Raw genomic sequence first — 25,883 nt, forward strand, 5'->3', positions numbered from 1 at the left:
GCCGGTTAGTCCTGTTCAGGATTTCTCAAGTAATAACCGACACCCCGTCTTGTGACGATCCAGTTCGGATGGCTCGGATTATCCTCGATTTTCTCACGGAGACGGCGCACTGTTACATCCACCGTTCTCACGTCACCGAAATAGTCATAGCCCCACACAGTCTGCAGCAGATGCTCACGCGTCATGACCTGTCCGATATGTTTGGCTAAGTAATGAAGCAATTCAAACTCACGATGAGTCAGCTCGATCGTTTCTTCTCTTTTTGATACGACATAAGCGTCAGGGAAGATGACGAGAGAACCGATATGAATGTCATTAGAAGCTGATTCTTCCTCAGCCGGCGCAACCGTAAGCTGGCGGCGCAGGTTCGCTTTGACGCGGGCCAGAAGCTCACGCGTGCTGAAAGGCTTCGTGACATAGTCATCCGCTCCGATTTCAAGCCCGATGACCTTGTCAATCTCCGAGTCTTTTGCCGTCAGCATAATAATCGGCATATCATATTTTTTCCGGACTTCCCGGCACACTTCAACTCCGTCTTTATTCGGAAGCATAATATCTAAAAGAATTAAATCAGGCTGAAGCTCCTCCACCATTTCCACGGCTTCGTTTCCGTCGTACGCACAATGCACGTCATAGCCTTCTTTTCTTAAATTAAACTCTAATATATCTGCAATCGGTTTTTCATCATCGACTACAAGGATTTTCTTATCCATCATCTTGATTTTCCTCCTGCCAGAATGACTTCATTTCATCTATTGATGTTTCATGATGATCACAATTCGCATCGTGAAAAACGTTCCCCGTCTATTATAACGGTTTCAGGTCAAAAGATAAAAAAATTAAAGAGAACAGCGCAAAAACGTATTGAACTGCCATCCTTTTGTCATGTTTTTTATTTTCTTTTAAAAAATAATATTTTTTTGAAACCTCACGAAAAAAAACGCCGTCTAGTGTTTGACGTCTTCTTCTGGGCCGGCTGAAAAGCCGGCTCTCCCTTTTTTATAACAAAAGAAAAAACGCACCTACTATTGCAGATGCGTTTGGGTAAGTGGCTCGGGACGGAATCGAACCGCCGACACACGGATTTTCAGTCCGTTGCTCTACCAACTGAGCTACCGAGCCAGATGTTTCTTTTCTATACTATAAAGTAAAGTAAAATGGCGGTCCGGACGGGACTCGAACCCGCGACCTCCTGCGTGACAGGCAGGCATTCTAACCAACTGAACTACCGGACCTTACAGTAATTTGTCCGGAGAACCGTATCGTGGCGGCCCTCCGAGGACAAATAAGGAGTTAGCAATAACGCTAAAGTAAATCAATGACCCGTACGGGATTCGAACCCGTGTTACCGCCGTGAAAGGGCGGTGTCTTAACCGCTTGACCAACGGGCCATAAAAAGTGGTGAGCCATGAAGGACTCGAACCTTCGACCCTCTGATTAAAAGTCAGATGCTCTACCAACTGAGCTAATGGCTCTTGATGTGTCGGATTATGTATCATAGAGCATTGAGACAAAAGCTTTCTTGCAGTACTCTATTGAAGCTGTTCCGTAACAACGAGATTTATAATATCATAGAACATTCGAAAGTGGCAACTACTTTTTTGAAAAAAATCTATTATTTTTTTCCTACATAAAAAAACAAGCCTCCGTGACCGGAGGCTTGTTTGCTGCAAATTCTTAGTTAGCGCGGTATACGCTGCGGATGACGTTCGTTTGTGAACGGTCGGGACCGACAGAGAAAATAGAAAGCGGAATACCTGTCAGCTGAGATACGCGTTCCAAATAATGGCGCGCATTTTCAGGAAGATCGCTCAATGTTTTTGCGCCTGTGATATCTTCCGTCCAGCCAGGCATTTCTTCATATACCGGTTCACACTCAGCGAGGGCTTTCAGGCTTGCCGGGAATTCTTCAATCACTTCACCTTTGTAGCGGTAAGCGACACAGATCTTCAGCGTTTCAATGCCAGTCAGCACATCAATTGAGTTCAAAGAAAGATCTGTGATTCCGCTGACGCGGCGGGCGTGGCGGACAACAACGCTGTCAAACCAGCCGACACGGCGAGGGCGTCCTGTCGTTGTGCCGTATTCGCGTCCGACTTCACGGATTTGATCCCCGATTTCGTCTTTCAGCTCAGTCGGGAAAGGACCGTCACCGACACGGGTTGTGTACGCTTTCGATACACCGACGACGTGCTGAATTTTTGTCGGGCCTACGCCTGAACCGATCGTCACCCCTCCGGCGACCGGGTTGGATGAAGTGACAAACGGGTATGTCCCTTGGTCGATATCAAGCATAACCCCTTGAGCGCCTTCAAATAAAACGCGGCGGCCTTCATCCAGCGCGTCATTCAGAACGACGGATGTATCGCATACATACTTTTTAATCTGCTGGCCGTATTCATAATACTCATCCAGAATATCTTCAATTTTGAAGCCTTCCGTTTCATACATTTTTTCCAGCAGACGGTTTTTCTCTTCAAGGTTCCGTTCAAGCTTTTCTGCAAACACGTCACGATCTAGCAGGTCTGCGATCCGGATGCCGATCCGCGCCGCTTTGTCCATATAAGCAGGTCCGATGCCTTTTTTCGTTGTGCCGATCTTGTTGGCCCCTTTGCGTTCTTCCTCTACTTCATCCAGTTTCAGATGGTATGGAAGAATGACGTGGGCTCTGTTGCTGATTCTCAAGTTATCCGTGCTCACATTGCGTTCATGAAGATACGCAAGCTCCGTTACGAGCGCTTTCGGATCAACAACCATTCCGTTCCCGATGACACACGCTTTTTCTTTATAAAAAATTCCTGATGGGATTAAATGAAGCTTGTACGTGACGCCATCAAACTTGATGGTATGTCCTGCATTGTTTCCGCCTTGATAACGTGCGATCACTTCTGCATTTTCTGATAGGAAATCTGTAATTTTACCTTTTCCTTCATCGCCCCACTGCGTACCTACTACGACTACTGAAGACATATATCCGTGCACCTCCGTTAACCTTTCAAAACGATATCTCATTCAAACAAATTAAGTGTATCAGTGCCGAAACAGAAAGTCAATCGTAAATCCGAACGTTTAAATCTTATTTTTCTATATTTGTTCGCCTTAAACCTGATTAAAAGCGTTTTCTCTTTCATTTGCTATCTATTACTCCCGAAACTTTCATACTTTAACATGAAAAAGAACCCGTATCCCAGGTTCTTCAGACAGTCATTTATATTCCGCTTGTATTCATCAGGACGATCCGCCAGCCGTCAGGATCTTCGATGGTCACGCCTTTTTCTTCCCAGTACGGATTTTCGGATTCTTTCTCCTCATATCCCATCTGCTTTAATTTCGTGCTGATGCGAATGACCTCCTGCTGATCAGGGATGTAAAAGACAAGCAGGCTGTCGCCGTGCGGAACGGGCGCCGGCTGAGACGAGCCGGTTTCTTCGGTGAATTCTAAGTGATATTGCGTATGCGGCAGGCCGAACATGACGCCGCTGTAGCCCTCATGTCCGGAAAAACTGCCGATTCTCTTCAATCCGAGGCCTTCTTCATAAAACCTGATGATTTCTTTGAGCTGTCCGGTCGGCCGGGCAATCCGGATTTGCGCCGCTTGGAATTGCGGAAATTCAATTGTCATCATCATCCCTCCCTTAATGCCATTATATAAAAGCGCTTTCTTTTTTTCGTCTGCCGAACGGACGGCATTCTCTCATTCTTTCGGATGAAAAAAAGCCTCAAGACATTGCTTGAGGCTTTACGCACCTGCCGGAACACCGCCGTCATCAAAGCGCCTTTCCAGGTTTACGAACTTATTGTATTCTTTCACAAAAGCCAGTGAGACGGTGCCCACCGGGCCGTTACGCTGTTTGGCGATAATGATTTCGATGATGTTTTTGTTTTCGGATTCTTTATCATAGTAATCATCACGATACAGGAAGGCGACGATGTCGGCATCCTGCTCAATACTTCCCGACTCACGGATATCTGACATCATCGGACGTTTATCCTGCCGCTGCTCAACACCCCGGGAGAGCTGAGACAGGGCGATGACCGGGACTTCGAGCTCCCGCGCCAGCGCTTTTAGCGCCCGTGAAATTTCCGATACCTCTTGCTGACGGTTGTCGCTCGAACGGCCGCTTCCCTGAATGAGCTGCAGGTAGTCAATTAAAATCATGCCCAATCCGTTCTCCTGCTTCAGCCTGCGGCATTTTGAACGGATTTCGCTGACGCGGATGCCGGGGGTGTCATCTATAAAGATACCGCTGTTTGACAGGCTTCCCATCGCCATCGTCAGCTTGCCCCAATCTTCTTCCGTCAGATTACCCGTTCTGAGATTTTGGGCGTTAATATTCCCTTCAGCGCAGAGCATACGCATGACAAGCTGCTCGGCACCCATCTCAAGACTGAATATCGCGACGCTCTCATCCGTTTTGGTGGCCACGTTTTGCGCAATATTTAAGGCAAACGCCGTTTTCCCCACGGACGGACGGGCTGCGACAATGATCAAATCATTCCGCTGAAAACCCGCCGTCATCCGGTCAAGCTCGATAAAGCCGGTCGGAATCCCGGTAATATCGCCTTTCCGGTTGTGAAGCTGCTCAATGTTGTCGTATGTTTGCACAAGCACGTCTTTAATATTTTGGAAGGCGCCCGAATTTTTTCGCTGCGCGACCTCCATAATCGTTTTTTCCGCATCGCTTAATAAATCTTCAACTTCATCCTCGCGCGTATACCCGTCTTGGGCGATTGAGGTCGCCGTTCTGATTAAACGGCGGAGAATGGATTTTTCCTCAACGATTTTCGCGTAATATTCTATATTAGCCGCTGTCGGAACGGAATTCGCGATATCCGTCAGGTAAGAAACGCCGCCCACCTCTTCTAACAAATCGGTATTCGCAAGCTCTGACGTTACCGTGACCAAATCAACCGGTTCACCGCGGTCTCCGAGCACGAGCATGGCATTGTAAATTTTTTGATGTGACATTCTGTAGAAATCATCCGGAATCAACACTTCAGAAGCCAGTGTCAACGCAGACGGCTGTAAAAAAACAGCACCTAACACGGCCTGCTCAGCTTCTATGTTTTGCGGCGGCAGCCGATCATTCAGAAGGTCTGTCATGCTAAGCACCGTCCTCTCCTTAAAAAATATCCAAACTCCATTTTACCATTTCTCATGAAAAAGAATAGAAAAATATCACTTTCCCTGTATTTGGAGGAGAGGGTTATGTGTTTTGCCGTTCCGAATGCCGGGAAACAAATAAATAAATCGAAACCGGGAGGTAAGAAGGATGAAAACATATGCTGTAACACCCAGTGTTGATGCGGACGGATGGTTTGTGAAGGTGGAAAATGTGGCGCCGACGGCTCTTTATACATCAAAGGACGCGGCGATCGAGAAAGCGGAGCAGACGGCGAAAGAGAACAGCCCGTCTAAGCTTGTCATTTATGATCAGCATAAAAACATTGAAGAAGAACGGTCCTTTTAAGAAAAGCCTTCGCCCGAGCGAGGGCTTTTCCTTATTCGATGAAACGGATGTGCAGCACCGTCTGCGCTATGAGATCGGCCGTTTTTTGATACAGCTCCCATTCTTCACAGGCGGCGAATACTTTCATCATGTCCTGCAATGTCTGTTTCAGTATGATAAATTCGTCAATTGTCCGCAGTTCTGCGGCTTTTTTCTGATAATCAGCCAGCTTCAGCTGTAATAACATCAATGGCGATTGCATAAAAAACCTCCCCCATTCTGTTATAAAGCCCCGCTTTTCAAACCTCCATTCCTTTGTCATATCCTCTTACGATAGATTTCTGATTTTAGTACAATAAAGAAACGGAAGGAGTGATCACATGAAACCGCTGCAAATTTCCGCCGAAACGGCGCAAAAGCTCGCAGAATCACTGAATATGCCGCTTGAGAGAATCATGCACATGCCTCAGCACATTCTGCTTGCCAAATTAGCTGAAATTCAAAAAGAGAACGATCACAAATAAAGGCCGCTCTCTCATATATATGTGCGGGAGGCGGAAGCGATGGCTTTCCGTCTCTTTTTTCCGTGAAGAAAATTTCGGTAAAACCGTCTCACAGCTGAAACAACTTGTTGACGAAGGAAAAGTGAACTATTTCTTATAATCCGGAAACAATTCAGGCAACACAAAGCTTGTCTCATGAATTAAAAAGAACGGCACAAAAATCTCAGCTGACCGATACAGCACCGGAAAAACACGCTCAGCCCGGCGAGGAATGACAGGCGGCCCGGGCGGACAAAGCCAGCAGACTCTGTATGAGATGAAAAAACAGCTCGGAAAGAGGCTGGATAGTTAAACGCCGGCCTCTTTATTTTGCTCTTGAAGCACCTGCCATGCGGCGCCGGTATCATTCAGAAAAATGATTGATAAATCCTTTCTATTTTTGAAACCATCAGTTCCTGACGCAGATGCCGGACGGCATAGGAGCGCGCTTCTTTTCCAAGCCGTTCCCTGAGAGACTGATCCGTAATCAGCATTACGAGGGCATCAGCAAGTTCGCGGCTGTTGCCGGGCTGACAGATAAGCCCTGTGTCCTCATGCCGGATCATCTCAGGGATTCCTCCGCAGTCAGTTGCGACAATGGCTTGACCTGAGAACATCGCTTCGATGATCGCTATGGGGAAATTATCATTCAATGTCGGCAGGACAAATATAGATGATTCAGCCAAAAGCGCCGGCACATCATGTCGTTTTCCGAGGAAAAACACGTTTGAGAGGCCCAGTTTCCGTCTCTTCTCTTCCAGAAACCCTCTCATGTTTCCGTCTCCGATGATCCATATATCCACTCCGGATAAATGGTGCCGGATGCGGGCGAGAGCGTCCAGCAGCACATCATGTCCTTTTCGCTCGGTCAGACGGGAAACGCACGCAATCACGAGCTTTTCAGCACGTTTTGGCTCGGGTGCATCCCGGATGTCAATGCCGGTATGAACAGTCGTCAGCTGAGCCTCCTTCGCTCCGTACTCCAGCAAGGGCTCGTGAAAGGAGTCGCTGATTGTAATGATTTTATCCGAAGCCCGAATACCCTGCCTTTCTATTTCACTGAAATATGCCTCTTCTATTGAACCCTTTTGGATTTTATGAAACTTCATCCGGCTTTTCGTAAAATGTCCGTGCGGCGTGAAAAAAAGAGGACGCTGGTACGTTTGATTAAGGTATCCCAGCAAAAATACCGCAAATAAATCCTGCGCGTGAAACAGGTCATATTGTTCTAAGTCTTTCTCCTTCAAAAATCTTTGAAAGACATGCAAATAGCTGAGATTCTTCACAAACTTTTCGTTTGCGGCACCGTATCTGCCAACAAGTAACGCTCTGATCTCGTCAGCGGCCCGCGGGATATCTTCCTGAAAAACAGTTGGCGGCATTTGGAGCGGCGAGATGACATCCGCCTGATGACCGATGCGCTCAAAACCGGTCTTAATTGATGTGATATAACTCGCCAACCCTCCGACATTCGGGTAACGGAGAAAGGTTGCGTACAGAATACGCAATGGCTTTTTTCGTTTGGGGGAGCTTTTTCCTTCCGCACAGAACGAATACAGCATCTCCGGCTCACTTTGATGTTCGATCCCGTAAAATTGATCCATGACGCGCAATAAGGCTGGAGGCACCAGACCGTTCGGCTTGCCGATCTCTTCTTTCACATCCGCTCCCCCTCTCTCAAACTTATAATCCTAATTCCCGTCCCCATTTTGACACTTTGTCAACATGATACGGCAGCAGTTCCCCTCCCCGATTGTCGAAGATTCTCCGCAATTGGGTATGAAGCCCTTTCTCAAGTGTTCTCTGCAAATAAGCCATTTTATAAAGCGTCATAGGAGGGGTCTGAAAATGAATGCCCCGCTTTTTCATTTCTTTCGTATACACTTTTACGCAATACGTCCGAATATCTTCTGCGTGCCGGCTCCAATCTTTTCTGAAGCCAAGCAGAATTTCGACCAGCACTGTCATATCAAACCAAACCGGCGCGTATTTTGCGGATTCCCAATCGATGAATTGAATATCCCACGGTTCATGTCCGGACGCATCGTGGGTGCAGATATTCTGCATATGAAGATCACCGTGTGTGATGGCTGAGCCGTTTTGTATCAATTCAGGGAAAAAATCCGGCTCCTCCTGCTCAAGCAAGTTTGTGATTTGCCGATAATGAGGCTTCACGATATCTTTTGTACGCTCATCTTTAAGCGCTCTATCCAAAAATTCCGCTGTCTTTTTGATCTGCTTTTTACGCCCTTTTCTCATGGTTTCCGATTCGTATACCGGCAGCCACGACCGCCATTTACCGTCAGAAATAGTCTTGTTTTCAAAGGTGCGGCTGTGCAGTTCTGCGACAGACGGAATAATATACTTGAAATGCTTCGGGTGAAATGTAAGCTGTCCCCTGATCTGGCTGACAAACTCCATAAATATCCACGTTTCATGGTCACTTTCTTCTATATGATAGATGTCCGGCAGCAAATCCCCTAAAACAGAACGGGCTTTCCCGTATATATTAATCTCGACCTTATTTTTTTCACGGGAAGATTTATATACTTTCAATATCAGCGGAACAGTGCCGGATTTTTTCTTTACAGACAGTTTATAAATGGCGCTTCTGTCCGTCGATTTCAGGCACGTGATGTCATCCGGATTCACCGCGGCCCTTTCACCGAACGAATACGACAGTTTTTCGTCAATTCTCAGTTTTTGAAATGCGCCATACAAAAGATCCTTTTCATACATGCCGATCTTCCTTCCGCTTCCGTTTCCAGCTGTTTTTGAGATGAGACCAAGTGTTTCTGATAAATGGCATCGGGTCATTCCAAGCAAAAAGAGCGTACGCTTTTTTTCCTTTACACCCTTTCCAAAAATCCCGGAACGTCATTTCTCCTCTTTTTCGTTTCTTCAAAAACGTTAAGAAATAACGCACCTCATAAATCCAGTTGATTCCGTCTTTTTGTTCGAGCTGGGGCTTCACATGTTGTCCGGTCAAATACAGATAGTACATGTAAACGAAGTGAACGCCTGCCGGTTCTGTCAGGCTATGGCTGAGCCAAAAGCGCGGATTAATTTCGATAAACTTGTAAACATTGTCCCGGGGATCCTTTTTAAATTCCGCCATGCCTACTCCCTTCAGCTGAATCGCTTCAAAAAACGGCAGGGTCTTCTCGATTAAATCAGGAAGCCGTTTGCTGACGACGTGGGCCCCCGCGCCAAAATCTGCAGGGAATTGATGGTTCTTTTGCAGAGAGAATAAGCCCATTAATTTCATTTGGTCATCATAAAAAGTGGCGACTTTATAAAAACACTGGTTGTCTCCGGGGATGATCTCCTGCACGAGCAGTTCTCCATTTTCTCTGTAGGAGCTGAACTCCTTGCGCAATTGTGCGGCATCCTTCATTACAATTGCTTTTTTGTTTACTTTTTTTCTGTATTCATGGCCGGCCACCGGTTTTAAAATACACGGGAAGTCAATATTGGCGATGGCCTCTTCCAGCTCATCCTGGTTGTTCGGAAAAAAGGTTTTCGGGCAGGGGATGTTATGCTTGACCGCTAATTCATATGCTTTGCTTTTATCTAAAACCGTTTCTAACAGAGAGTGGCTCGGGAGCAAAAATAAAAAAAAACCGGCTAATGTCTCGCGGAATTTAGATATAAATCCCGCATAATCATCAGATCCTGCGTACAGAACCGGCTTTGCTTGGAATCGCTTCCCGAAATCAGTCAGAAATGTCAGCAGTTCTTCCTCTTGTGTTAAAGGGCTGGGACATATCCCGCAATCTGCCAACCTTGATTTTCCGATACGATAAGGTCCCTCCGTGTCAAACGCGTAAACATCGATTCCTCTTCGGGCCAGACTGCGAATGATCCCAATCCCGTTTGCACTGAAATCAAGTACAACGGCTGCATGTTCATGTTTCATGATCTCCCTCCGAGCTGTTGGTATTTTGATAAATCGATTCGATATTTTTTATCATCGTCTCACTGCTTAAATATTTCTCCGCGTAGGCCTTTGCGTTTGAAGCAGCTATCTTCCGCGCAGATTTGTTAGTGATAAAAAACGCTAAAGCCCGGGCAAGAACCTTTGCATTTCCCGGCTCGACAATAAGCCCCGTTTTGTTATGGCGGATCAGATCCGGAATACCCCCGCAATCGGTCGCGATGATAGCCGAGCCGCTGAACATCGCTTCAATAATCGAGATGGGCAGGCTATCATTAATGGTCGGCAGTACGAATATGTCCGTCATATTCAAAATAGCGGGAACATCATCTCTTTTTCCTAAAAAGGAAACCATAGATAGATTCAGTTTTCGAGCCTGTTCCTCTAAGGCGCTCCTCATCTCTCCGTCGCCAGCGATCAGCACTTCAACATGTTCGAGTACATCAGATGGAATTCTCGAAAGTGCGTCCAGTAAATATTTGTGACCTTTTCTCGGGCCTAATCTTGCAATACACGAGATGATGAGCTTATTTTTCGGTATCGGGGTTTTTCTTTTCCCGCCTGTTTTTGCATCGTAATCGATTCCTGTGATCACCGTTGCCATGTCTTCCTGTTCGGCTCCGAGCTTCATGAGCGGGCTGCGGAACGTATCGCTGATAATAATCAGGCGATCTGCGTATTCAATGGCTTTCATCTCTAGTTTTTTATAATAAAACTCTTCTACCGATCCTTTTTTAAAGATGTGAAATTTAAGTCTGTTGAAAGTAAACATGCCATGCGGTGTGAAAAATAAAGGTTTCTTATAGATTTGATTGAACCTGCCTAATATGTTGGCTGTAAATAAATCTTGAGCATGAAACACATCATATTTTTCCAAATGAATCTTTTGAAGCATTTGCTCGTATATAAACATCAGCCTATTATTTTTCAAAATATGATTGTTATAATCCCCATATCTGTCCTTAAAGAAATCTTTTAACTTCGGAACAACAGCCGCCCGCAGTTCTTTTACCTGTGCGGACGGAAACAGATTAGGGGAGATGACATCCACCTTATGCCCCCTCTTCTTCAGGCCTTCACTAAGCGTTTTAATATAGTTTGATAAACCGCCCGTGTGCGGGTAGTCCCAAAACGTGGCAATCAAAATGGATAACTTCTTTTTTTTCCTGTATAACCGCGGAATATGATGTTCATGTTTCAACTGTGTCTTTACTGCCGCCTTTTTTTGAGGGCGCGTTTTGACCCCGTAGTAGCGGTCAAGCGTCTGAACCATATACGGATACGGGACGGAAAATGTCTTGATCATTTCCAGATCCTCCGCACGACTTCAAAAGCTTCAGCGTATTCCACACCCGCCGTCATCCCTCTGACTCTTCCTAAATGTTTAACGCCTTCATATGAACGGGGATGAGGGTAATCCCTCATTTCTACGTCATAGTGGTGAAGCGCCGCGAGTTTAGCATCCATTGTGTCTGTGATGTTAACGAAGTAATTAGGTTTGAAGAGTTTATCAGCCGTATTCCTCTCCCACTCGCTTGAAGATAGCGTTTCGAACGTAAGCAGTTCGATAGGCTTTTGATTCGGAAGCGGTCTGGCGGCTGTTAAAACTGCTTGGAATGTTCTCTGGTGGTCCATATTGATATCGCCGTAATGATGTGTAAAGATTTTATCAGGCTGATAGACGCGAATGAGCTGCTCTAATTCTTTGACAAGCTTATGAAGCGGGATACATTCCAGCTCTAAATTCGTATGCTCCAAAAAGATGACTTTCTCAATTCCAAGCTCTTGATTCGCGCGTTCGCCTAATTGTTTAATATGATGAGCTTCTTCTTTTCTTCCTAATGCCGTAATAATGGAAATCACTTTATATCCTTCATTGATCAGCCGTTTTATGGTGCCCGCTGCTCCCAAAAGTTCATCATCGGGATGAGCGCCGATAACCATAATGTATTCTGCCATTTTTTCCACACTCCACCAAACAAATGTTACAAATATCATATGACGACCCTAAAAAAAGGAAACTTACATATGCGGATTTTCAGAAACTTACATGTGCGGCTGCCATTCCAGGTAACGTGACGGATTTAATTTTTTTATAGTGTTCAAAAACTCATCCGCCAAGCCGTATTTGTCCAGTCCTTTTAATAGTTTTACGGGAAACCGGGTAATGGCGGAAAAAGCTCTTTTATGGTCGATGACTTTAAGATTTCCGTGTTCGTTAATCAGAATGTGCCTGATTTCGGCATCCCATCTGGTAAAACCGATTCTTTTTAATTCATCCAGCATATTTAAAATATCAGCAGTCAGTTTGACGGACAGGGATTTTTCTTTTCTGATATGGCGGGCAAGAGAGGTGCCTTGGACATATTCCATCACAATATAACGATCTCCGTATTCATACAGTCTTGGAATCACCGGGGAACCTTGTCCGGTCTTTAAAGCCGCCAATTCCTTCTTGCATGTCCCTTTTTCAAAGAAGTATTTTACGCATTTGTCGTGTGTTAAGCGGTAGACTTCCCCGTCTTTTCCGTCTCCGATCAGCGGATAATGCTCCAGCGCCTTTTTATTCTCCGGATTATTAAAATATGTTTCAGAAAAAAATCGTTTCATACCGACACATCCTTCGTTATGATGTAATATAATATGCACTCTGGTGATGATCGGAAATGAAACAATCTCATCATTTTCTTGCGCTGCACCGTCTGCTGACATGAAAAAAACCCGCCGGATCGGCGGGTTTTTCATTGTGTATTACGCTTCTTCTTTTACGTGAACCTTCAGCACAGCCTGAACTTCAGGGTGCAGCTTTACAGGAACGTTTGTATATCCCAGTGTGCGGATACCGTCTTGGAGCTCCAGTTTCCGTTTATCCACTTTAATCTTATGCGTTTTTTGCAGCGCTTCTGCAATTTGTTTGCTTGTGACAGATCCGAATAGACGGCCGCCTTCACCGGATTTGGCACTCAGCTCAACAGTCAGCTGTTCAAGCGTTTCTTTCAAATCTTTCGCTCTTTCAAGCTCGGCAATCGCTTCTTTTTTCTCTTTTTCTTTCTGTCCTTTCAATGCGCTGATGTTTGTCGCATTTGCTTCGACAGCGAGGCCTTTTTTAATGAGAAAGTTATGTGCATAACCGTCTGCTACGTTTTTCATTTCGCCTTTTTTTCCTTTACCTTTTACATCTTGTAAGAAAATAACCTTCATCTCTGAACGCCTCCCTCAAAATATTCATCAATGGCTTCCTTCAGCTGGACGAGCGCTTCTGAGACAGAAATGCCCGATAACTGGGTTGCCGCATTGGTTAAATGCCCTCCGCCATCCAGCGCCTCCATAATAATCTGCACATTGACCTCGCCCAGCGATCTCGCACTGATGCACACCGTATGCTCATCCCGTCTGGCTACCGCAAATGAAGCTTCCACTTCACTCATCGATAAGAGGGAATCAGCCGCCTGCGCAATCAGCACCTGGTCAAAGTACTCCTCTTCGTTCTCAGGAAGAGAAGCAATCGCGATATGTTCTTTATAAAGAGACGTATGCTGGATCAGCTTCGCCCGCTTGATATAAGAACCGACGGATTCTTTGAGAACTTTCTGCACCAGAACCGTATCTGCGCCTTTCGCTCTCAAATAAGAAGCGGCGTCGAACGTCCGCGAGCCCGTGCGAAGGGAAAAGCTCTTCGTATCCACTATTATACCAGCTAACAGGGCCGTCGCTTCAATCATATTGATTTTGAGCCGCTTCGGCTGGTATTCAAGCAGCTCCGTCACGAGTTCTGCGGTGGATGAAGCGTATGGCTCCATATAAACGAGCAGCGGGTCTTTAATAAATTCCTCGCCTCTGCGGTGGTGGTCAATCACAACGATGTGCTCGATTTTGTTCACGAGACGCTCTTCCATCACAAGGGATGGTTTATGTGTATCAACGACGACAAGCAGCGTGTCGTCATTTGAAATTTCCATCGCCTCTTCCGGCGTGATGAACCGCGACCACAGCTCTTCGTATTTTTTAATTTCTTCAATCAGGCGCTGAACGCTTGATCCGATCTGGTTCGGATCAATGACGATGTAGCCTTCTTTGCCGTTGGCCTGCGCCACCTTCAATATTCCGATTGCGGCTCCGACTGCGTCCATATCAGGAAATTTGTGCCCCATAATAATGACATTGCTGCTTTCTGAGACAATTTCCTTGAGCGCGTGAGAAATCACCCGGGCGCGCACCCTTGTGCGCTTCTCCATCGGATTCGTTTTGCCGCCGTAAAATTTCACCTTGCCGTTCGGCATTTTGATCGCCACTTGGTCGCCTCCGCGGCCGAGAGCCAAATCGAGGCTGGACTGCGCCAGATCTCCAAGCTCCTTCAAGGAAGAAACCGATGCGCCGATCCCGATGCTGAGGGTCAAAGATACAGTGTGAACGGATGTTTTTTCTCGGATTTCATCCAAAATTGAAAATTTCGCGTTTTCAAGCTCCGTTAAAATGTGTTCATTTAACACCGCGATAAACCGCTCCGAGGACGTCCGTTTCAGAAAAATACCGTACTCCTGCGCCCACGCATTTAATAATGAGGTGACCTGGCTGTTCATCGTGCTTCTCGTTTGGTCGTCCAGCCCCTGTGTGACGTCATCATAGTTATCTAAGAAGATATATGCCAGCACGGTTCTCTCATTTTCGTACTGCTTTTCAATCTGAATCTGTTCTGTCACATCAAAGAAATAAAGCAGGCGCTCATCTCTTTTAATCACTACTTTAAACTTCCGCTCATTCAAGGTGATCGTTTCCGAATCGACCTCCTGCTTGATCAGCGGCACGACGGCCTCGCATGTGTCATACAGCGAGCGTCCGACGAGCGTGCTTTCATTAAAACAGGAAGACAAAAACGGATTCGCCCACTCAATGTAATATTGATCATTAAACAGCATAATCCCGATAGGCATTTCCATTAATGCCTCTTCGCCTACTTTTTTCAATCTATACGATAACGTGGAGATATAATCGTCAATTTCTTTTCTGATCAGAGAATCCGCACGCTTAATGAAAAACAAGATCACGGCGAGCAGCACAACGCCGATGGCTCCTATCAGCCAGTTAAAGTAAATGCTGATGAGGATTATGATGATTGACAATGCAATCAATGCATAGATGGGATACCGAAACAACGGTTTTTCATAAAAACTAGGCATTTCTATCAACTCCCCACCTGTAAGTCACACTCAATTTCGCGTCACCTTATTTCTTATGTTAAAGCCTATGTCAATGATGCCTAAGAGGAGATACACGGACAAGATGAGCGGAAAAAGCACCCCCAGCACAATTGCTAATACAGGAACGGCTTTCGGCATCTCCATTTCGCGGCAATAGAAAAAAATAAACGCTAATCCTTGAATACAAATCAGCAAGCTGAGAATAAATCCCCCATTCAATGAAACCGAATACAGCATATGCCCTTTTTCTAAAGGCAGAAACCCTAATATCGTCACAATAAAATACAGAATGACAACGCTTTGCGGGAGTTTGAGCTCTCTAAAAGGCTTCATCTTCGGAAGATCAGGGGAAAATCGCCGTAAAAGCGGCCTTGCCATAGCATAACTGAGGAAAGAAAAAACGATGCCGGTCAATACGAGCACTGCCGGAAAAAGATATTGAACCGTGCTCAGCTGACTTTCCATCAGCTTGATCTGCTTCCCGAACTGGTCTCCGTAACCGAGCTGTTTTGACATGGTATCAGCCACAGACAGCGACTCCCGAAGCTGGGACATGGTGGTATCAACCACATTCATGTTAAGGAACACGATGCTGACCACAAAAAAAACGACGCCGCACAACACATACGCCATAGCGCCGGCAGCAACCGCATAGCCGGGCTGTTTCTTTTTAAAATAATATCCCATGGCGATTCCCGTACAGGCCGCCGTAAAAGCGCCTGTAAGCCCGGTAAACGAACTTACAATAAAGCTGACAGGAAGGCTGGCAAGCCCCATCCATACCCCGGGCTTCAGACCGTGCCGAATGGTGTAAAGAATGATCGGCAGCGGCAAAGCAAAGAGAAGAATTGCCCCCAGTAAAGGGAGGTACACGACCAAAAGGGAAATGATTGCAAAAATACTGATCAAAATGGCGCCTTCTATTAGAGCCCTTGTATTTTTCACTTACTCACCTCAAACCTTGTATCATTCGAACATACGAATAGAAAAGAGCAGCTTAGACGACTGCTCTTTTGACGCCGCAATGTCTCTTTCAAGACCTGAATTTTCCATAAACTCTCCAAAATACACGTATATATTTTAACATAAGTCGAAATCGCAAGTAAAATGAGCGCGGACAGCCTCAATGTTCCATGTGAAACATGAAAACAGACAAACGGACATCCCAGTGAAAGAATGCCCGTTGTATCAGTGATCCTGATCATCCATGAAACCAGAAGTATCTCTGTTTTTCTTTTTGGTTTTTCGTACATATAACAAGACGATAACGATAAGTAAGAGAGTGGTCGCCTGCAAAACACCGCTGCTGAAAAGGAAGAAGTTCTTTATCATGTCCCACATATAGTTTCACCTCTATTTCGTATTTCCTTTAGATTGATTTTCCCTTTCTGGAAACTTCAAAACATCAGGAACAACATCGGGACCGGGGCATATGCTGAAAGTGAAAATGAAGGATAAAGGAGATTCTTACACCATGACTGAGCGGAGAACATTAGCATGGCATGAAACGTTAGAACTGCATGAGTTAGTAGCTTTCCAGGCAAACGGACTTGTGAAATTAAAAAGAACAGAGCGGGACGTAAGCGATGCCAGATTAAAACAGCTTTACAGATTTTCCATCCATTCGCTGGAACAAAATCTGCGTGAACTGCTTCCTTTCTTCCCTGAAGCTCCCGCTTTTCGTGAAGATGAAACAGAAGAGCGCGCTGATTCCTCCTTTTACAGCGGCGGCCTGCTCACCCTGGCCAAAACATCTGTCCGCAATTACGCCGGAGCCATTACAGAGACGGCCACACCTCAATTAAGACACGTTTTCGTCAAGCACTTAAACGCGGCCATCAAGTGGCATCAAATGGTCTTTGAGTATATGGAAGAACGCGGTCAATATCCGGCTTACAACCTGAGCGAATTGCTGAAGAATGACGTGCGCAACGCCAGAAAGGCCATCGCGATGAAATAAAAAAAAGCAGCAAGGAATTTAATCCTTTGCTGCTTCTTATTTTTGAGCGGACTGATCTTGAGGAGACGTTTTTTCCCGGTATGCCTCGAGAAACTCCCGGTTGGCATCTCCCCATTTCTTCATTTGCAAAACGATCGGTTCCAGCGACCTGCCGAATTCGGTAAGAGAATACTCCACCTTTGGAGGCACCTGCTGATATACCTCGCGATGCACGATGCCGTCCGCCTCAAGCTCGCGAAGCTGAAGCGTCAGCATACGCTGCGTAATGCTGGGGCAAATGCGCCGAAACTCATTAAACCGCTTTTTTCCGCCGATCATATGATAAAACAAAATACCCTTCCACTTTCCGCCGATAACGGAAAGCGTCAGTTCAACCGGACAACCTTCTTTATTCGGATATATGTTCATTTTTCATCCTCCATAGTACCTTTTTTGATACTATATGCTGATTAGCATCTGACTTACCCAGTATTTTACTCGCAATCCTTCCCACCTCTCAACAAAAATGCTTCTTTTTCACATCAATTTTTAAGGTTTTGAAGATTACACCCTCCTCAAGACGTGTTAAACTATAAAAAGATTGTTTACACTACAAAAAAGGACAAGGAGTTATTATGGAAAAAATTCTTATTTTCGGACATCAAAACCCAGACACAGATACCATTTGCTCTGCCATTGCCTACGCTGATCTAAAAAATAAACTCGGCTTCAATGCTGAGCCCGTCCGCCTTGGACAAGTCAACGGCGAAACACAATACGCGCTTGATTATTTCAAACAGGAAAGCCCGCGTTTGGTGGAAACAGCCGCAAACGAAGTAAACGGCGTCATCCTTGTTGACCACAATGAACGCCAGCAAAGCATCAAGGATATCGAAGACGTTCAGGTTCTTGAAGTTATCGACCACCACCGTATCGCCAACTTCGAAACAGCGGAACCTCTTTACTACCGTGCTGAGCCGGTCGGCTGTACGGCTACGATCTTAAACAAAATGTACAAAGAAAATAACGTGAAAATCGAGAAAGAAATTGCGGGCCTCATGCTGTCAGCAATCATTTCCGACTCTCTGTTATTTAAATCTCCGACTTGCACGGAGCAAGATATCGCAGCGGCAAAAGAGCTTGCTGAAATTGCCGGCGTAGATGCGGAAGAGTACGGCTTAAACATGCTGAAAGCGGGCGCCGACTTAAGCAAAAAAACTGTGGAAGAACTGATTTCTCTTGATGCGAAAGAGTTCACGCTCGGCAGCAAAAAAGTCGAAATCGCCCAAGTCAACACAGTTGATATTGAAGATGTTAAAAAGCGGCAGCCGGAATTAGAAGCGGCTCTTTCAAAAGTAATTGCCGAGAAGAACCTTGACCTGTTCCTTCTCGTGATTACGGATATTCTGGAAAACGATTCCCTTGCGCTTGCCATCGGTGATCAAGCGTCAAAAGTGGAAAAAGCATTCAACGTGACTTTAGAAAACAACACGGCTCTTTTAAAAGGCGTCGTATCCAGAAAGAAACAAGTCGTTCCTGTTTTAACAGACGCGATTTCAGAATAACCAAAACACCCCGGAAACCCGCCGGGGTGTTTTTTTATTGCTCATTCATCAGACAGCCGTTCGTAAGCGCTTTCTCCAAAAATCATTTTGACGAAAACTAATATGTAATATATAATATATCACATGCAAGACGTCATTTTCTAATTATTGTAAGTTAATGTCGCAACATCAGAATCGGGGGTGTCTATCCTGGAAAAACACGCTGCTCTTTCTTATTCACGAACAACAGGCATTTGGCTTGTGCTGACAGGAGCTATCTTATGGGGGGTCTCGGGAACGGTTGCCCAGTATCTGTTTCAGCACCGCCATTTTAATACAGAATGGCTGACTTCGGTGCGCCTTCTGGTGTCAGGGGCGCTTCTGCTCGGCATCGCGTACCGTAAAGAAAAAGGGCGGATATGGGCTGTTTGGAAAGACAGACAGGACAGAATTCCCCTTCTTTTATTCGGGATTTTCGGAATGTTAGGCGTTCAATACACCTACTTCGCGGCAATTGAGTACGGCAACGCGGCCGCTGCTACCGTTCTTCAGTATTTAGGGCCAGCGATCATTACATGCTTTTTAGCGATTCGCGCAAAGAGAATTCCTTCAGCAAAAGAGCTTCTGGCCGTCTTATTGGCGGTTGCCGGCACATTCATTTTGGTCACGCACGGGAATGTCGGAAGCCTGTCCATATCCGGTCTGGCCGTCTTTTGGGGCATCAGTTCGGCGTTTGCATTGGCGTTTTACACCCTTCAGCCGCATCGTCTGCTGAAGAAATGGGGATCGGCCATTATTGTCGGATGGGGCATGCTGATCGGCGGGGCCGCCCTCAGCTTGATCCGCCCGCCCTGGAAATTTGAAGGCGAGTGGTCCTTGCCGGCATACGCCGCGATTGTGTTTATCATCATTTTCGGAACGCTCATCGCTTTTTATTGCTACTTGGAAAGCCTGAAATATCTGAGTGCCTCTGAAACCAGCCTGCTCGCCTGTGCAGAGCCGCTGTCGGCAGCTTTTTTAGCTGTTATCTGGCTGCATGTTCCCTTCGGAATATCAGAATGGCTGGGTACTTTGCTGATTTTAGCCACCATCGCTTTATTATCTATCAAGAAAAAATAACCTCTCTTTTTTAGAGAGGTTTTTTCCTAGGCCCAGAGCACCCCTTAGTCTCAATTACCCATATATTAAAAGGCCTTTTTTCATTTTACTATCATCCAAAAGAGGAAAATAGACCAGTTGTCAATAGAATCAGAGTCTAATAGAATGATGTCGACAAGTAAATCATGCAGGATTGTTACTGATAAAGCAGGCAAGACCTAAAATGTGTTAAGGGCAAAGTGTATTCTTTGGCGTCACCCCTTACATATTTTAGGTCTTTTTTTCTGTAACAAACCTGCCATCCATGAATGCAGGAGGATCGAATCGGCAGATCGCAAAAAAAGGTACATACAAAAGGAGAAATGAACATGAACATCAAAAAATTTGCAAAACGAGCCACAGTTCTAACTTTTACGACTGCACTTCTGGCAGGAGGAGCGACTCAAGCCTTCGCGAAAGAAAATACCCAAAAACCTTACAAAGAAACGTACGGCGTCTCTCACATCACACGCCATGATATGCTGCAGATCCCTAAACAGCAGCAAAGTGAAAAATACCAAGTGCCTCAATTCGACCAATCAACAATTAAAAATATCGAGTCCGCAAAAGGACTGGATGTGTGGGACAGCTGGCCGCTCCAAAACGCTGACGGAACAGTAGCTGAATACAACGGCTATCACGTCGTGTTTGCTCTTGCCGGAAGCCCGAAAGACGCTGATGACACATCCATCTACATGTTTTATCAAAAAGTCGGCGACAACTCGATCGACAGCTGGAAAAACGCGGGCCGTGTCTTTAAAGACAGCGATAAGTTCGACGCCAACGATGAAATCCTGAAAGAACAGACACAAGAATGGTCCGGTTCTGCAACTTTTACATCTGACGGAAAAATCCGTTTATTCTACACTGACTTTTCCGGTACACATTACGGCAAACAAAGCCTGACAACGGCGCAGGTAAATGTGTCAAAATCTGATGACACGCTCAAGATCAACGGAGTGGAAGATCATAAAACGATTTTTGACGGTGACGGAAAAACATACCAAAACGTTCAGCAGTTTATCGATGAAGGGAACTATACATCCGGCGACAACCATACGCTGAGAGACCCTCACTACGTTGAAGACAAAGGCCATAAATACCTTGTATTCGAAGCCAACACGGGAACAGATAACGGATACCAAGGCGAAGAATCTTTATTTAACAAAGCATACTACGGCGGCAGCACAAACTTCTTCCGTAAAGAAAGTCAGAAGCTTCAGCAAAGTGCTAAAAAACGCGATGCTGAATTAGCGAACGGCGCCCTCGGTATCGTAGAATTAAACAATGACTACACATTGAAAAAAGTCATGAAGCCGCTGATCACTTCAAACACGGTAACTGATGAAATCGAGCGCGCGAATGTTTTCAAAATGAACGGCAAATGGTACCTGTTCACTGATTCACGCGGTTCAAAAATGACGATCGACGGTATTAACTCAAACGATATTTACATGCTTGGTTATGTATCAAACTCTTTAACAGGTCCTTACAAGCCGCTGAACAAAACTGGTCTTGTACTGCAAATGGGTCTTGATCCTAACGATGTAACATTCACTTACTCTCACTTCGCAGTGCCGCAAGCCAAAGGCAACAATGTCGTGATCACAAGCTACATGACAAACAGAGGCTTCTTTGAGGATAAAAAGGCAACATTTGCGCCAAGCTTCTTATTGAACATCAAAAACAAGAAAACATCCGTTGTTAAAAACAGCATCCTTGAACAAGGACAGCTTACGGTTAACAACTAATAACAACAAAAAGAAAATGCCGATACTTCATTGGCATTTTCTTTTATTTCTAAACAAGATGGTGAATTCAATCATGGCACGAAAATGGCCCATTGTAATATTGATCTTTTTGGGTGCGTTCCTGTTTGTCGGCTTACTGCCGCACAAAAGCCACAATTCCTCTGACACAAACACGGAGCATAAGAAAGATTACCGGGCGGCGTATCATTTTACGACCCCGGACAAATGGAAAAACGACCCTCAAAAGCCCATTTTTTTCGAGGGGAAATATCATTACTACTATCTTTATAATCGGGATTACCCGAACGGCAACGGCACAGAATGGCGGCACGCCGTATCAGAGGACTTGGTGCACTGGACGGACGAAGGCACGGCTATTCCGAAATACACCAACGAAAACGGCGATATATGGTCCGGTTCTGTCGTCATTGATAAACACAACACCGCGGGCTTCGGCAAAAACGCGCTGGTCGCCGTCACAACGCAGCCGACAGCCAAAACAAAAGCCCAGGAACAATATTTATGGTACAGCACGGATAAAGGAAAAACGTTTACTTCCTATAGTGATCAGCCCGTGATGAAAAATCCGGGAACTAAGGATTTCCGGGACCCGAAAGTGATCTGGGATGAACAGGATGACAAATGGGTGATGGCCATGGCCGAAGGCGAAAAAATCGGTTTTTATGAATCACCCGATTTAAAAAATTGGACATACACGGGCGGTTTTATCACTCAGCAGATCGGCCTCGTCGAATGCCCCGACCTTTATATGATGCGTGCAGATGACGGAACAGCCAAGTGGGTTCTGGGCGTAAGCGCAAACGGCAAACCCGCAGGCAAACCGAATACGTACGCGTATTGGACCGGAAACTTTGACGGGAAGGAATTTACCGCCGATCAAGAAGAACCGCAATGGCTCGATTACGGCTTTGACTGGTACGGCGGCGTCACATTTGAAGACGGTAATAGCGAAGATCCGCTGACAAAACGCTATGCGCTGGCATGGATGAACAATTGGGCTTATCCGAATGAAACACCGACACTAAAAAACGGCTTTAACGGCACGGATTCTATCGTCCGTGAAATCCGCCTTCAGCAGCAGGACGGCGGTACATACAGCCTTGTGTCAGAGCCGGTTGAAGCATTGAACCAATTAACATCTTCAACTGACAGCATAGAACATAAACAGGTGAACGGTTCAGAGACACTGCCGATCAAAGGTGATACATATCAGCTTGATATGGATATCGCTTGGTCAGATATCAAAAATGCAGGCGTCAGACTCAGAGAATCCGCAGACCAAAGTCGGCATATTGATGTCGGTATTTCAGCAGAAGACGGCTATGCCTATGTGAACAGATCGTTTACAGACCAGCCTGATAAAACCGGCGCATACGCCGAAAGCAAAGCCCCATTTGACGGAAACAAAGGGCGCGTCCACCTGAAAATTCTCGTGGACAAAACAAGTATTGAAGTATTTGCAGACGACGGAAAAACCGTTTTGACAAATGAAGTGTTCCCAAAACACGAAGATCAGGGAATCACGCTCTTTTCTGAAGACGGCTCCGCTGACTTTCAGCATATTGAGATGAAGCATCTCGGTTCGATTCATTCTTAGACGTCCCTCTTCATTTCTAACCAGCGCCCGGACTGTGGTAAAATGCAAATATGTATACTACGATTCATGAGGTGTTCCATTGGATAATCAAAACAAAGAACCTGTGCTGAAAAGAACCATCATGCGGGACGAAGTGTATCGCACACTCAGAGACTGGATCATAACGGGCAAGCTCAAACCGGAAACAAAGTTAAAGGACAAGGATTTGTCGGAAACATTGGGAATCAGCCGCACCCCGATACGGGAAGCCTTATTGCGGCTGGAAGATGACGGCTTGGTGATAACAAAAGCGAACAGATGGACGCTTGTCGCTCCGATTGAGTTAAAAGAAGCGGAAAACTTGTATTCCATCGTCTGGACGCTTGAAAAACTCGCATTGCAGCAAGCCCTCCCGCGTATGGACGATGCCGTGATTCAGGAATTGAAACAGCTGAATGAAAATCTTCTTCAAACAATGAAAGACGGCGATAAACCGGCCATCCTGGAAGCGGACAATGCATTTCATCATCGCATCATTCTGCTTGCGGACAACGCCGAACTTCACAAATTGCTTGTAAGCCTGAAAGTCAAAATTCAGAGAATGGAAATCCGCTATTTCAGTGAAAACGGCGCTTTAAACAGATCATATAATGAACACTCTGATATCATTCACGCATTAGAACAGCAAGATGCCGCCGCTGCTTTTACAGCGCTTGAAGCGAATTGGAAAAACAGTTTAGAACGGCTGCAGAACATGGCATAGCAAATGAAAAAGCCAAATCATATGATTTGGCTTTTTTACGGATATCACAAGACAGCCGCGTTGGCTGTCTTGTTTACTTTTTGTTTATATATAAATACATACCGTAATCCGTCGGCACAGAAGCATACCCCATCTGTCTGAGCATGGCTGTTATATTCCCGCGATGGTACGTTCCGTGGTTCACAACATGGAGGATCATATCGGCTGCTGCGGTTTTCATGATGTCACCTGACGGATGCTCTATTTCAAGAGGGAGACTGATATTTTCTTCCTTTTGCAAAAATAATTGATATCGATCTGATAATTCCAAAAACATATCTTCCAGCTCTTCTATCTCTTTAGACAAGATGTCCTCTTTTTGCTGTTCAGCTGATTTCAGCGTATCCTCCAGACGCTCTCCGGAGAACACATCAAACCACCCCTTATCCGACAGATACACATGAGTCAATACACCGGCTATCGACGGAAAGACACTTTGAATCTCCTTACGGTACACATCCTCCGGAAGCTCTTTAAGCCGGGTGAATATTTGCTGATTTGCCCAAAGATGATAATCATACAATTGCAGTGCCAGATGTCCCACATTACCCTCTCCTCTCTCGATATAGAACGTACGTTCCTAATTATACTACACTACATGCGGCTTTGTACCATCTTCTTCATTCGCAGCTGAGAAAATCCGATAAAAGCCGAAATTAATAAGAGGAGGCCTGCGCCAATATAAATAAACCGCACGCCGAATACATCCGAGATAACCCCCGTTCCGATAATGGAAAACATAAAAATGAACTGAACTAAAGCTGATCTCGCCGCTAATATATTGACCCGTGTCTTTTCGGTCGTGATGTTTTGAAGGAATGTTTCCTGCGTGAGATCTCGTAATACACAAGCCGGCCCCATGCACAGCACCAGAAAAAGGGCGGTAACGGCGCTTGTGATCAGCCCGTAAATAAACGTGAACATTCCATATGCCAAGGCTCCCGTCAGCATAAGCGGAATGAGATGATGCTGAAACTTGCCGGATAACTTATAGATGATCAGTCCGCCGATCATCGTCCCTGCATAATAGACTCCGTTGACATACCCCCACCAAGCCTCTCCTTTATGAAGGACGTCATGCACATAAGTCAAGGACACAGAACCGATCCATATCATGCCTGCCCACGATTCGATCACATCCATCACAATGAGAACCCTGAGCTGTTTTTGCTGAAATAAATACACCCAGCCGCTTGCCGCATCTGCAAAAAGGGAACGTTCCCTGACTGCTGCCGGCGCACACATGCGTACTTGAAGAAACAGAATGATGCCCAACACCGAAGAAACCAATAACATGACAGTGACGATCATTGTATCGCTCTCTCCCAAGAACGCTATGATGACGCCGCCCAGAGACCACCCCGCAAACTGAACGGTCTGATCCGCCGCAGATAATAAACCGTTCGCTTTCGCCCTTCGATCAGGAGGAATGATTTCCCCAATCAGTGCGCTTTTTATCGGAGCAAACCATCCGTTGCAAAAAGAAATGCCTCCGATCAGACAAAACATCAGAAAAAAGAATGCGGATGAACCGGTTTGGATGACAAAAAACAAACAGACTAACAGTGTGATCTGAATCAATTGAGAACCGATTAACAAAGACCGAAGCGTGAACCGGCCGGTGACCAGCGGCAAAACGGCGCTGCCCAATACGCGACATACAATGCTGACGAACGTCATAAGAGAGGCCATCGCCGTCGAACCGGTTTTTGTAAACAAAAACAAGATGACAGCCATCGTATAAAGTGAGAACCCCAAGTTGATAGCGGTCTGGCTGTATAAAATAGCATAATACGCCCTCTTCATATTCATCCTCTGCAACCTCACTCCCTGATTATGTAAATCATACCATATTTGCCGATCAGCTTTTTTTAAAAAACAGATTGACATGGAGTCGGAGCGGCAGCTGATTTGACGCTTGGGTCAACTGAAAATTGACATGAAGATATATGTGTTGAAACGAGCTGATCACATCCGGAATCATAC

General features: G+C 45.6%; 26 protein-coding genes, 4 tRNA genes and 1 pseudogene. 9 read left to right on the plus strand and 22 right to left on the minus strand.

The window, feature by feature from the left end; all coding sequences use genetic code 11:
- Nucleotides 1–5: 5 nt before the first annotated feature.
- The 8 genes from walR to dnaB form a co-directional block, all read right to left on the minus strand.
- Nucleotides 6–713 (minus strand): cell wall metabolism DNA-binding response regulator WalR, encoded by a 708-nt coding sequence (gene walR, locus BXO87_RS10455; RefSeq protein WP_004393104.1) that lies wholly within the window; start codon nucleotides 711–713, stop codon nucleotides 6–8.
- A 336-nt stretch (nucleotides 714–1,049) separates the two neighbouring features.
- Nucleotides 1,050–1,122 (minus strand) — tRNA-Phe (locus tag BXO87_RS10465).
- A gap of 36 nt (nucleotides 1,123–1,158) precedes the next feature.
- Nucleotides 1,159–1,235 (minus strand) — tRNA-Asp (locus BXO87_RS10470).
- An 84-nt stretch (nucleotides 1,236–1,319) separates the two neighbouring features.
- A tRNA-Glu gene (locus BXO87_RS10475) sits at nucleotides 1,320–1,391 on the minus strand.
- An 8-nt stretch (nucleotides 1,392–1,399) separates the two neighbouring features.
- Nucleotides 1,400–1,475: transfer RNA gene (locus BXO87_RS10480), tRNA-Lys, on the minus strand.
- Between the two features lie 202 nt (nucleotides 1,476–1,677).
- Entirely contained in the window at nucleotides 1,678–2,970 is a 1,293-nt protein-coding gene (gene purA / locus BXO87_RS10485; protein WP_004393102.1) for an adenylosuccinate synthase, read from the minus strand.
- Between the two features lie 238 nt (nucleotides 2,971–3,208).
- Nucleotides 3,209–3,622 carry a VOC family protein gene (locus BXO87_RS10490; protein WP_070082656.1) on the minus strand — a complete coding sequence of 138 codons (414 nt, stop codon included), beginning with the start codon at nucleotides 3,620–3,622 and terminating at the stop codon, nucleotides 3,209–3,211.
- A gap of 117 nt (nucleotides 3,623–3,739) precedes the next feature.
- On the minus strand, nucleotides 3,740–5,104 hold the full coding sequence (gene dnaB / locus BXO87_RS10495) for a replicative DNA helicase (RefSeq protein WP_004393100.1): 1,365 nt from the start codon (nucleotides 5,102–5,104) through the stop codon (nucleotides 3,740–3,742).
- 169 nt (nucleotides 5,105–5,273) lie between these two features.
- Between dnaB and BXO87_RS10500 the strand changes: the two genes are divergently transcribed.
- A complete protein-coding gene (locus BXO87_RS10500) occupies nucleotides 5,274–5,471 on the plus strand; it encodes a DUF2188 domain-containing protein (protein WP_007407900.1) in 198 nt (65 codons plus the stop codon).
- Nucleotides 5,472–5,502: 31 nt separating this feature from the next.
- Here the strand turns inward: BXO87_RS10500 and BXO87_RS10505 are convergent, their stop codons facing one another.
- Nucleotides 5,503–5,712, minus strand: coding sequence for a hypothetical protein (locus BXO87_RS10505; RefSeq protein ID WP_076851326.1), 210 nt, complete (start codon nucleotides 5,710–5,712; stop codon nucleotides 5,503–5,505).
- A 118-nt stretch (nucleotides 5,713–5,830) separates the two neighbouring features.
- On the opposite strand from BXO87_RS10505, the gene BXO87_RS10510 reads away from it, so the two are divergent.
- Complete coding sequence (locus BXO87_RS10510) at nucleotides 5,831–5,974, plus strand: YycC family protein (RefSeq protein WP_014306172.1); 144 nt, start codon at nucleotides 5,831–5,833, stop codon at nucleotides 5,972–5,974.
- A gap of 82 nt (nucleotides 5,975–6,056) precedes the next feature.
- Nucleotides 6,057–6,305 (plus strand): annotated as a pseudogene (locus tag BXO87_RS21035) (hypothetical protein); the annotation flags it as partial.
- 55 nt (nucleotides 6,306–6,360) lie between these two features.
- Here BXO87_RS21035 and BXO87_RS10520 read toward each other — a convergent pair.
- From BXO87_RS10520 to BXO87_RS20540, 10 genes are all read right to left on the minus strand, one after another.
- Entirely contained in the window at nucleotides 6,361–7,653 is a 1,293-nt protein-coding gene (locus tag BXO87_RS10520; RefSeq protein ID WP_076851327.1) for a glycosyltransferase family 4 protein, read from the minus strand.
- A 22-nt stretch (nucleotides 7,654–7,675) separates the two neighbouring features.
- Nucleotides 7,676–8,731, minus strand: coding sequence for a phosphotransferase (locus tag BXO87_RS10525; RefSeq protein WP_038460545.1), 1,056 nt, complete (start codon nucleotides 8,729–8,731; stop codon nucleotides 7,676–7,678).
- On the minus strand, nucleotides 8,724–9,911 hold the full coding sequence (locus tag BXO87_RS10530; protein ID WP_038460547.1) for a carboxylate--amine ligase: 1,188 nt from the start codon (nucleotides 9,909–9,911) through the stop codon (nucleotides 8,724–8,726). The genes BXO87_RS10525 and BXO87_RS10530 overlap by 8 nt, the downstream gene beginning before the upstream one ends.
- Nucleotides 9,901–11,235, minus strand: a complete 1,335-nt coding sequence (locus tag BXO87_RS10535; protein ID WP_038460549.1) for a glycosyltransferase family 4 protein — start codon at nucleotides 11,233–11,235, stop codon at nucleotides 9,901–9,903. The genes BXO87_RS10530 and BXO87_RS10535 overlap by 11 nt, the downstream gene beginning before the upstream one ends.
- A complete protein-coding gene (locus BXO87_RS10540; protein ID WP_004393067.1) occupies nucleotides 11,232–11,888 on the minus strand; it encodes a PIG-L deacetylase family protein in 657 nt (218 codons plus the stop codon). Before BXO87_RS10540 ends, BXO87_RS10535 begins: the two co-directional genes overlap by 4 nt.
- Nucleotides 11,889–11,975: 87 nt before the next feature.
- Nucleotides 11,976–12,674: a kinase gene (locus BXO87_RS10545; protein ID WP_079891823.1), complete on the minus strand. Its 699-nt coding sequence runs from the start codon at nucleotides 12,672–12,674 to the stop codon at nucleotides 11,976–11,978.
- Between the two features lie 6 nt (nucleotides 12,675–12,680).
- On the minus strand, nucleotides 12,681–13,130 hold the full coding sequence (rplI, locus tag BXO87_RS10550) for a 50S ribosomal protein L9 (RefSeq protein WP_004393063.1): 450 nt from the start codon (nucleotides 13,128–13,130) through the stop codon (nucleotides 12,681–12,683).
- Nucleotides 13,127–15,106: a DHH family phosphoesterase gene (locus BXO87_RS10555; protein WP_038460551.1), complete on the minus strand. Its 1,980-nt coding sequence runs from the start codon at nucleotides 15,104–15,106 to the stop codon at nucleotides 13,127–13,129. Before BXO87_RS10555 ends, rplI begins: the two co-directional genes overlap by 4 nt.
- 30 nt (nucleotides 15,107–15,136) lie before the next feature.
- A complete protein-coding gene (locus BXO87_RS10560) occupies nucleotides 15,137–16,072 on the minus strand; it encodes a YybS family protein (RefSeq protein ID WP_038460553.1) in 936 nt (311 codons plus the stop codon).
- 243 nt (nucleotides 16,073–16,315) lie between these two features.
- Nucleotides 16,316–16,468, minus strand: a complete 153-nt coding sequence (locus BXO87_RS20540; RefSeq protein WP_004393059.1) for a hypothetical protein — start codon at nucleotides 16,466–16,468, stop codon at nucleotides 16,316–16,318.
- 133 nt (nucleotides 16,469–16,601) lie between these two features.
- Here BXO87_RS20540 and BXO87_RS10565 point away from each other — a divergent pair, with 133 nt between their 5' ends.
- Nucleotides 16,602–17,087: a spore coat protein gene (locus tag BXO87_RS10565; RefSeq protein ID WP_038460556.1), complete on the plus strand. Its 486-nt coding sequence runs from the start codon at nucleotides 16,602–16,604 to the stop codon at nucleotides 17,085–17,087.
- Between the two features lie 36 nt (nucleotides 17,088–17,123).
- Here the strand turns inward: BXO87_RS10565 and BXO87_RS10570 are convergent, their stop codons facing one another.
- Entirely contained in the window at nucleotides 17,124–17,495 is a 372-nt protein-coding gene (locus BXO87_RS10570) for a winged helix-turn-helix transcriptional regulator (RefSeq protein WP_007615010.1), read from the minus strand.
- Nucleotides 17,496–17,701: 206 nt separating this feature from the next.
- On the opposite strand from BXO87_RS10570, the gene BXO87_RS10575 reads away from it, so the two are divergent.
- From BXO87_RS10575 to BXO87_RS10595, 5 genes are all read left to right on the plus strand, one after another.
- Nucleotides 17,702–18,631 (plus strand): manganese-dependent inorganic pyrophosphatase, encoded by a 930-nt coding sequence (locus BXO87_RS10575; RefSeq protein ID WP_038460560.1) that lies wholly within the window; start codon nucleotides 17,702–17,704, stop codon nucleotides 18,629–18,631.
- Between the two features lie 180 nt (nucleotides 18,632–18,811).
- Complete coding sequence (locus BXO87_RS10580) at nucleotides 18,812–19,729, plus strand: DMT family transporter (protein WP_007615014.1); 918 nt, start codon at nucleotides 18,812–18,814, stop codon at nucleotides 19,727–19,729.
- A 347-nt stretch (nucleotides 19,730–20,076) separates the two neighbouring features.
- Nucleotides 20,077–21,498: a glycoside hydrolase family 68 protein gene (locus tag BXO87_RS10585; RefSeq protein WP_032875393.1), complete on the plus strand. Its 1,422-nt coding sequence runs from the start codon at nucleotides 20,077–20,079 to the stop codon at nucleotides 21,496–21,498.
- A 73-nt stretch (nucleotides 21,499–21,571) separates the two neighbouring features.
- Entirely contained in the window at nucleotides 21,572–23,116 is a 1,545-nt protein-coding gene (locus tag BXO87_RS10590) for a glycoside hydrolase family 32 protein (protein WP_038460562.1), read from the plus strand.
- Between the two features lie 79 nt (nucleotides 23,117–23,195).
- Nucleotides 23,196–23,858 (plus strand): GntR family transcriptional regulator, encoded by a 663-nt coding sequence (locus BXO87_RS10595; RefSeq protein WP_038460565.1) that lies wholly within the window; start codon nucleotides 23,196–23,198, stop codon nucleotides 23,856–23,858.
- A gap of 73 nt (nucleotides 23,859–23,931) precedes the next feature.
- Here the strand turns inward: BXO87_RS10595 and BXO87_RS10600 are convergent, their stop codons facing one another.
- Together BXO87_RS10600 and BXO87_RS10605 are read right to left on the minus strand one after the other, a co-directional pair.
- Entirely contained in the window at nucleotides 23,932–24,441 is a 510-nt protein-coding gene (locus tag BXO87_RS10600; RefSeq protein WP_012118912.1) for a DinB family protein, read from the minus strand.
- A gap of 50 nt (nucleotides 24,442–24,491) precedes the next feature.
- Nucleotides 24,492–25,709, minus strand: coding sequence for an MFS transporter (locus BXO87_RS10605; RefSeq protein ID WP_076851328.1), 1,218 nt, complete (start codon nucleotides 25,707–25,709; stop codon nucleotides 24,492–24,494).
- Nucleotides 25,710–25,883: the final 174 nt, after the last annotated feature.

This window comes from Bacillus sp. GZB (assembly GCF_001975995.1).
Taxonomy (GTDB): domain Bacteria; phylum Bacillota; class Bacilli; order Bacillales; family Bacillaceae; genus Bacillus; species Bacillus velezensis.

What these genes read in the sequence shown, in the direction of transcription:
- walR (WP_004393104.1), bottom strand. Translation starts at nt 713, where the DNA reads ATGGATAAGAAAATCCTTGTAGTCGATGATGAAAAACCGATTGCAGAT.
- purA (WP_004393102.1), bottom strand. Translation starts at nt 2,970, where the DNA reads ATGTCTTCAGTAGTCGTAGTAGGTACGCAGTGGGGCGATGAAGGAAAA.
- BXO87_RS10490 (WP_070082656.1), bottom strand. Translation starts at nt 3,622, where the DNA reads ATGACAATTGAATTTCCGCAATTCCAAGCGGCGCAAATCCGGATTGCC.
- dnaB (WP_004393100.1), bottom strand. Translation starts at nt 5,104, where the DNA reads ATGACAGACCTTCTGAATGATCGGCTGCCGCCGCAAAACATAGAAGCT.
- BXO87_RS10500 (WP_007407900.1), top strand. Translation starts at nt 5,274, where the DNA reads ATGAAAACATATGCTGTAACACCCAGTGTTGATGCGGACGGATGGTTT.
- BXO87_RS10505 (WP_076851326.1), bottom strand. Translation starts at nt 5,712, where the DNA reads ATGCAATCGCCATTGATGTTATTACAGCTGAAGCTGGCTGATTATCAG.
- BXO87_RS10510 (WP_014306172.1), top strand. Translation starts at nt 5,831, where the DNA reads ATGAAACCGCTGCAAATTTCCGCCGAAACGGCGCAAAAGCTCGCAGAA.
- BXO87_RS10525 (WP_038460545.1), bottom strand. Translation starts at nt 8,731, where the DNA reads ATGTATGAAAAGGATCTTTTGTATGGCGCATTTCAAAAACTGAGAATT.
- BXO87_RS10530 (WP_038460547.1), bottom strand. Translation starts at nt 9,911, where the DNA reads ATGAAACATGAACATGCAGCCGTTGTACTTGATTTCAGTGCAAACGGG.
- BXO87_RS10535 (WP_038460549.1), bottom strand. Translation starts at nt 11,235, where the DNA reads ATGATCAAGACATTTTCCGTCCCGTATCCGTATATGGTTCAGACGCTT.
- BXO87_RS10540 (WP_004393067.1), bottom strand. Translation starts at nt 11,888, where the DNA reads ATGGCAGAATACATTATGGTTATCGGCGCTCATCCCGATGATGAACTT.
- BXO87_RS10545 (WP_079891823.1), bottom strand. Translation starts at nt 12,674, where the DNA reads ATGAAAAACCCGCCGATCCGGCGGGTTTTTTTCATGTCAGCAGACGGT.
- rplI (WP_004393063.1), bottom strand. Translation starts at nt 13,130, where the DNA reads ATGAAGGTTATTTTCTTACAAGATGTAAAAGGTAAAGGAAAAAAAGGC.
- BXO87_RS10555 (WP_038460551.1), bottom strand. Translation starts at nt 15,106, where the DNA reads ATGCCTAGTTTTTATGAAAAACCGTTGTTTCGGTATCCCATCTATGCA.
- BXO87_RS20540 (WP_004393059.1), bottom strand. Translation starts at nt 16,468, where the DNA reads ATGTGGGACATGATAAAGAACTTCTTCCTTTTCAGCAGCGGTGTTTTG.
- BXO87_RS10565 (WP_038460556.1), top strand. Translation starts at nt 16,602, where the DNA reads ATGACTGAGCGGAGAACATTAGCATGGCATGAAACGTTAGAACTGCAT.
- BXO87_RS10570 (WP_007615010.1), bottom strand. Translation starts at nt 17,495, where the DNA reads ATGAACATATATCCGAATAAAGAAGGTTGTCCGGTTGAACTGACGCTT.
- BXO87_RS10575 (WP_038460560.1), top strand. Translation starts at nt 17,702, where the DNA reads ATGGAAAAAATTCTTATTTTCGGACATCAAAACCCAGACACAGATACC.
- BXO87_RS10585 (WP_032875393.1), top strand. Translation starts at nt 20,077, where the DNA reads ATGAACATCAAAAAATTTGCAAAACGAGCCACAGTTCTAACTTTTACG.
- BXO87_RS10590 (WP_038460562.1), top strand. Translation starts at nt 21,572, where the DNA reads ATGGCACGAAAATGGCCCATTGTAATATTGATCTTTTTGGGTGCGTTC.
- BXO87_RS10605 (WP_076851328.1), bottom strand. Translation starts at nt 25,709, where the DNA reads ATGAATATGAAGAGGGCGTATTATGCTATTTTATACAGCCAGACCGCT.